The 6210-nt window shown below is 64.9% G+C and carries 8 protein-coding genes; 5 read left to right on the top strand and 3 right to left on the bottom strand.

Annotation, left to right across the window (positions count from 1 at the left end; all coding sequences use genetic code 11):
* Positions 1 to 8: 8 nt before the first annotated feature.
* From V6E02_RS09790 to V6E02_RS09810, 5 genes are all read left to right on the top strand, one after another.
* On the top strand, positions 9 to 599 hold the full coding sequence (locus V6E02_RS09790) for a phosphoheptose isomerase (RefSeq protein WP_347308610.1): 591 nt from the start codon (positions 9 to 11) through the stop codon (positions 597 to 599).
* Entirely contained in the window at positions 599 to 1165 is a 567-nt protein-coding gene (locus V6E02_RS09795; protein ID WP_347308611.1) for a BON domain-containing protein, read from the top strand. Before V6E02_RS09790 ends, V6E02_RS09795 begins: the two co-directional genes overlap by 1 nt.
* The gene (gene rfaE2, locus V6E02_RS09800; RefSeq protein ID WP_347308612.1) at positions 1165 to 1659 is read left to right on the top strand and encodes a D-glycero-beta-D-manno-heptose 1-phosphate adenylyltransferase; all 495 of its coding nucleotides are present in this window, start codon (positions 1165 to 1167) and stop codon (positions 1657 to 1659) included. Before V6E02_RS09795 ends, rfaE2 begins: the two co-directional genes overlap by 1 nt.
* A gap of 351 nt (positions 1660 to 2010) precedes the next feature.
* Positions 2011 to 2202 carry a hypothetical protein gene (locus V6E02_RS09805; RefSeq protein ID WP_347308613.1) on the top strand — a complete coding sequence of 64 codons (192 nt, stop codon included), beginning with the start codon at positions 2011 to 2013 and terminating at the stop codon, positions 2200 to 2202.
* 140 nt (positions 2203 to 2342) lie between these two features.
* Positions 2343 to 3755, top strand: coding sequence for an FAD-binding oxidoreductase (locus V6E02_RS09810; protein ID WP_347308614.1), 1413 nt, complete (start codon positions 2343 to 2345; stop codon positions 3753 to 3755).
* On the opposite strand, the gene V6E02_RS09815 is transcribed toward V6E02_RS09810, so the two are convergent.
* From V6E02_RS09815 to V6E02_RS09825, 3 genes are read right to left on the bottom strand one after another with little or no spacing between them, the layout of a single operon-like run.
* A complete protein-coding gene (locus V6E02_RS09815; RefSeq protein WP_347308615.1) occupies positions 3727 to 4353 on the bottom strand; it encodes an SPOR domain-containing protein in 627 nt (208 codons plus the stop codon). The genes V6E02_RS09810 and V6E02_RS09815 overlap by 29 nt on opposite strands.
* Positions 4350 to 5078: a type III pantothenate kinase gene (locus tag V6E02_RS09820; RefSeq protein ID WP_347308616.1), complete on the bottom strand. Its 729-nt coding sequence runs from the start codon at positions 5076 to 5078 to the stop codon at positions 4350 to 4352. The genes V6E02_RS09815 and V6E02_RS09820 overlap by 4 nt, the downstream gene beginning before the upstream one ends.
* Positions 5079 to 5088: 10 nt before the next feature.
* Positions 5089 to 6072 carry a biotin--[acetyl-CoA-carboxylase] ligase gene (locus V6E02_RS09825; protein ID WP_347308617.1) on the bottom strand — a complete coding sequence of 328 codons (984 nt, stop codon included), beginning with the start codon at positions 6070 to 6072 and terminating at the stop codon, positions 5089 to 5091.
* Positions 6073 to 6210 lie beyond the last annotated feature (138 nt).

Raw genomic sequence — 6210 nt, forward strand, 5'->3', positions numbered from 1 at the left:
CCCCCTTCATGGACCTCGCCAACCGCATCCACCAGCATTTCACGGACAGTGCCCACCTCAAGCTGCAGGCCATGGAGGTGCTAGCGGAGCCCATCGGCCAGGCGGCGGAGCGCATGGTGACCTGCCTCATGCGCGATGGCAAGATCATGGCCTGTGGCAACGGCGGCTCGGCGGCAGATTCCCAGCATTTCTCCTCGGAGCTACTCAACCGCTTCGAGAGGGAACGCCCCGGGCTGGCCGCCATCGCCCTCACCACGGACACCTCCACCCTCACCTCCATCGCCAACGATTACGCCTACGAACAGGTGTTCGCGAAACAGGTACGCGCGCTGGGGCAGCCAGGAGATATGCTGCTGGCCATCTCCACCAGCGGCAACTCGCGCAACGTGCTGGAGGCGGTGCATGCTGCCCACGAACGGGAGATCACCGTGATCGCCCTCACCGGCAACGGCGGCGGCCAGATCGCGGAAGCGCTGACGGCGGAGGACATCCACATCTGCGTGCCCTCCAGCATCACGGCGCGCATCCAAGAAGTGCATCTGCTCACCCTGCACTGCCTGTGCGATGCCATCGATTATCTGCTTCTGGGAGCCGAATAATGCGCAAGCTTTGTCTTCTTGCTCTGCTCGCCAGCCTGCCGGCGCTACCGGGCTGTTTTCCCGTCGTAGCCACCGGCGTCGGCGCCGGGGTGCTGATGGCGGACGATCGCCGTACTTCCGGCATCTACATTGAAGACCAAAACATCGAGCTCAAGGTGGCCAACCGCATCGCCGAGCGCTTCGGTAGCAGCACCCACGTCAATGTCACCAGCTACAACCTGGCGGTACTGCTAACGGGTGAAGTGCCGGACGAACCCACGCGCAGCGCTGTAGCCGAGATCGCCAAGGGCGTGCCCAACGTGCGCCAGGTGTTCAACGAGACGGTGATCGGACAGCCCAGCTCCTTCCCCGAGCGCAGCAACGACACCTACCTCACCACCCGTGTCAAGGCGCGCATGGTGGAGGCCCGCAAGTTCAACGCCAATCACGTCAAGGTGGTGACGGAAGCAGGCGTGGTCTATCTCATGGGGCTTATCAAGCGCGCCGAAGCCGAGGCCGCCACCGACATCGCCGCCACCACGCCGGGGGTGAAGCGCGTGGTCCGCCTGTTCGAATACCTGGATTGATGCCGGACTACCCGCCGCCCAACTTCGAGCGCAAGATCATCACTGCGGACGCGCTGGCGGCGCGACTCACGCAACTGCCTCGACCGTTGGTATTCACCAACGGCTGCTTCGACATCGTGCATCGCGGCCACGTCACCTATCTCGCCCAGGCACGCGCCCTGGGCGCAAGCCTGCTCGTGGGTGTGAATAGCGATGCCTCAGTGCGCCGCCAAGGCAAGGGCGAAGACCGCCCCATCAACAGCGAAGGCGACAGGCTCGCGGTGCTGGCTGCCCTGGAGAGTGTTTCCGCGGTCACTCTGTTCGATGCCGACACGCCGCTCGACCTGATTCTACAGGTGCGCCCCGACGTCCTGGTCAAGGGCGGTGACTGGCCCGTGGAGCGCATCGTCGGCGCCGCCGAGGTGCTGGGCTGGGGCGGCCAGGTCCATTCCATCCCCTTTCTTCATAGCCGTTCCACCACCGCCCTGCTCGCGCGCATCCGCGCCCGTAGCTGAGTCCAGCACGCTTACTGGTGGGTGTCCCTGGCGACATAGCTTGCATGCTTGATAACGAGCCGCCCGAAAGAGGCGGCCGGCCTCTCTACCCACCAAGGAGGACACTCGACAGATGAAAGCCTGGGGCCGGTCCCGCCTGCCCGGGCTAGGTTTTCCCAACACCCGATTGAGCCTTGAACGGACCCTCGCGGCCAGCCAGACGACCCCTTGCTCGAGTGGAAAGTGCTTCCCGCGCAGACCTTCAGTGGCAATATCATTCTCAGCCCGCCGCGGGAGACAGCCGAAAGAAGCGACAGCGTCCTTGACGCAACACGCTGCGAGCAAATTGCGTGGTCACAGCCAGGTTATCTCGTGATCTATTCCGACGCCCTCTCGGCAGCAAGCCATGTCCATGGCTCAGCCCTAGGCGAGGCTGTGCGTGCCGAGGCAATCGCCAGAGCCAAGATCCAGCAACCCCTTCACCGCCTGGAGCAGCTTACCCAGGGTCTTGCTGGGCGAACGCTAGAGGAAGACATCCGACTGGCCGTGGTGCGCCTGCCTTGAGCAACGCTTCGCCCTGATCGGTCTAGCAAAGCCCAGGCCGCCTGAGGTTGGGAAGCCACTGGGGGAGCGGCTTTAGCCGCGATTTCTCCCGGGCCACACCGCCTTCGGTGCTACCATTTTCGATTTCCAGCGAGAGCCCCATGCTGCCCGCCGCCTTCACCGCTCGGCTTACCCGTCTCCTCGACCGCGAGCGCTTCCTTACCAGCGCCGCCGACTGTATGGCCTATGCCTACGACAACAGTCGCAAGCTGGGCGTGCCAGAGGCGGTGGCCTTTCCCTACACCACAGAAGAGGTACGCGCCATCGTCGCCGCCTGCCACGACCACGGCGTGGCCCTCACCCCGCGCGGGCGCGGCACCGGCACCGCTGGCGGCAGCGTGCCGGAAAACGGTGGCCTGGTACTCTCCTTGGAGCGCATGCACCGTATCCTCGCCGTGGATCCCGCCAACCGCATCATGGTGGTGGAACCGGGTGTGCTCAACCAACAAGTGCAGGACGCCGCGCGTGTTCATGGCTTCTTCTGGCCACCCGATCCTTCCAGCGCCGCTTACTGCACGGTTGGCGGCAATCTCGCCACCTGTGCCGCCGGCCCCCACGCGGTGAAATACGGGGTGACGCGCGACCACGTGCTCGCGCTCACCGCCGTCACAGGCAAGGGCGAGATCATCCACACCGGCACCTACACAACCAAGGGCGTGGTGGGCTATGACCTCACGCGTCTGATCGTCGGCTCGGAGGGCACGCTGGCAGTGATCACGGAGGCCGTACTCAAGCTCACGCCTCTGCCCGAGGCTGTCGCCGGCGTGACCGCCCACTTTCGCGATCTCACCGCCTGCGCGCGCGCCATCACACGCATCATGGCCCAGCCGCACGTGCCCAGCGCGCTGGAATTTCTCGATGCAGGTGCGCTTAATCTCATCCGCGCCCATTATCCAGGACTGGTGCCGGCGGACACCCACGCCATGCTCATGATCGAGGTGGATGGCAGCGCAAGCGAGATTCAGACCGCCCAGGCAGCCATCCTCGCCGCCTGCGCCGACCCCGAGCTGATCCAGGCGCAGCCGGTCGCAGACACGGTCAGTTTGTGGGCAGCACGCAAAGCCCTTTCGCCCTTGCTGCGCGACATCGCCCCCAAGAAGATCAACGAGGACGTTGCGGTGCCCGTTTCGTTTCTCCCGGAGTTCCTCGCGGGCGTGGTGGCACTGGCGCGGGAACACCGTGTCGCCAATGTCAATTTCGGTCACGCCGGCAATGGCAACATCCACGTCAATCTATTGGTGAATCCAGACGACGAAGCAGAGTTGGCGCGGGCCATGACCTGCCTGGATCGCATTTTCGAGCTGGTGATACGCCTGCGTGGCACCCTCTCGGGTGAGCATGGCGTTGGGCGGGAAAAACGGCCCTACGTGGGACGCGAAATCGATCCCGTCACGCTCGGGGTGATGCGGGAGGTGAAGCGCGTGTTCGACCCCAAAGGCATCCTGAATCCGGGCAAGATCTTTCCAACCGAGGAAGACATCGCCGTCACGGCAGGCGGCAAGCGACACGCTTGAGCTCGGTGTTCGCGTAACTCGCGGCAAGTTGTTCCACTTTGCTCTGCGTCGTCTCATCCAGCTGGATCAGGGTGATGCTGCTCTTAGGTGGTTGGCGTTCCAGCACGCGCGCAGACTTCACGCCCTTGGCGCGCAATTGGGCGAGATACAGCTCGGCTTCCTCTCGACTGGCGAAAGCGGCGAGGGAAATCGCATGGCGCCACAGCCCCTCGTCTTCCCTGAGCGTGGCATCATCGATGCCCAGCGCGCGCAGTTCTGCCAGTTTCTTTTCTGCTTCGGCCCGCGTCTTCAAGGGAGGAACGTGCACCCAGTAATCCGTCGCCGGGGACAGCACCAACTTGTCCTTGAGGCCCATGTCTTCCAGCGCCGCACGGGCGCGCGCCATAGCCGGCGCATCGAGACCACTCCACTCCAGGCATTGGCCCGCTTCCGCATCCGCATGCGCAGCCGGCGCCGCAACCACCACCGAAGGCGCGATGCGAATCGCCTCCGGGTTTAGCGGCGGGTGCGGCCCGCTCACCGCCGCCTGGGGCCTGAGCAAGAAATAGCCCAAAAGGAGTCCGTTGGCGAAAAGCAGAATGAAGAAGACCACCCTCATAGGAATCCCTCCTCCCGCGCGATGCAAAGCAGACCTTCCAGCACCAGGTTAGGCACGTATCGCACCACGCCCGTGAGGAGCGGCTCAATCGCTGCGCCATCCCCGCCGGTGAGCAGAATCTCCAACGGGGCATCCTGCGCAGCCAGTAACGCGGTCATGCGGTCCACGGTGCCAGCGATCGCGAGCAGGGCGCCGGTATGCATTGCGCTTCCGGTATCGCGCGGGAAGGGCTGGTAGGCGCCTCGCGCTTCGGCAAGGCCGGCGGTATGGGCAGCGAGTGCGCGTTTCATGAGCGCCACGCCGGGCAAAATCACCCCGCCTTGGAACACACCGGTGTGACTCAAAGCATCCACCGTCACCGCAGTGCCGACGCTTACCACCAGCTTGGCACCCGGTCCCATCTGTCGGGCCGCCACCAGCGCACACCAGCGATCCACACCAAGCTGCTCGGGTTGCCGGTAACCATTCGTCACCCCACAGCTCGCCGCTTTCGCCCGCACCCACAACACGGGCCGCCCCCAGGCCGCCACCAGTCGTTCCATGGCTGGACGAAAACGCTCCCCCGCCACGTCCGCGATCACGATGCGGGCCGGCACCGGTCGCGACCAAGCCGCGGCGAAGGCCGCAAAGTCCTCGAGAGGGATGCGCGCTACTTCGCGCCAGACTTCCCCCTCATGCCAGCCAAGCTTGACGAAACTGTTGCCGGCATCGATGGCAAGCAGCATGGGTTCGTCCTCAAGCAGCGGAGGCGATGCTCCGCGCAGGACGCAGGCTGATCTCGCCACTGGCGAACCGCTCCTCGCCTCGCGCAGTGCTCAGCAGCAGCGCCCCATCCTCCGCAACGCCCACCACCCGACCCTCCACCCGGGCACCCGAAGGCAACAGCAAGGCCACCGGCCGCCCTTGGTAGGCGTGGGCTGCCTGCCACTCCTCGCGCAGGGGGCCGAAGCCCCCCACCTCGAAGCAGGACAACACGGCGTCAAGGTGCCGCAGCAGGCAGACCAGCATCTCCGTGCGCGACGGCATGTCCGGCAGCAGCGCCCCCAGATCGGTGACCGCCTGATCGATGCGATCCTTGAGCGGACCCAGCCGCACGTTAATCCCCACGCCGATCACCGCTGCCGTCGGTCCCAGGGCATCCCCCTGCAGCTCGACGAGAATGCCGCCCAGCTTGCGATACCCGTGCACCAGGTCGTTGGGCCATTTGAGGGCCGTGTCGGCCAGACCCAGGGCGAGCATGGCGCGCCTGAGGGCCAATCCCACGGCAAGACTAAGGCCCGACAGTTGGGACACCCCCTGAGGAAAGCGCCACAACAGAGAAAACGTGAGGCTACCACCCAATGCGCTCTCCCAGCGACGACCACGGCGTCCACGCCCCGCCTGTTGCCACTCGGCCACCAGACAGCTGCGATGGGGCGCGCCCTGCGCTGCTTCCGTTGCTAGGGTGGTGTTGGTGGACTCCACCACTTCCTGAACCGAAACGCTGAAGCGGTTCCCAAGTTGTGCCGACAGCGCCTCTGCGTCGATCCAGTCGAGGGGCTGCCCCAGCCGATAGCCGCGGCCACGCACACGATGAATTTCGACCCCGAGGCGCGCCACGGCGCACAGCGCATTGCAGACACTGGCACGCGAAATACCCAACTCTCTGGCAATCGCCTCTCCAGAGCGAAACTCTTCGTGGGTGAGCCGGCGCAGTACGGCAAAGGTGAGCGGCAACATGCTCGCGGTGTGTTAAAGACAACGAGCCGATGGTAGCACAGCCCCTTTTGGCCCGCTGCCCAAATGCAAAAGCCCTGACTGGTGTAGTCAGGGCTTTTGGGTGTGGGGTGCCTGGCGGTGACCTACTTTCGCAGAGGG

The organism is Thiobacter sp. AK1, from assembly GCF_039822265.1.
GTDB lineage: Bacteria > Pseudomonadota > Gammaproteobacteria > Burkholderiales > Thiobacteraceae > Thiobacter > Thiobacter aerophilum.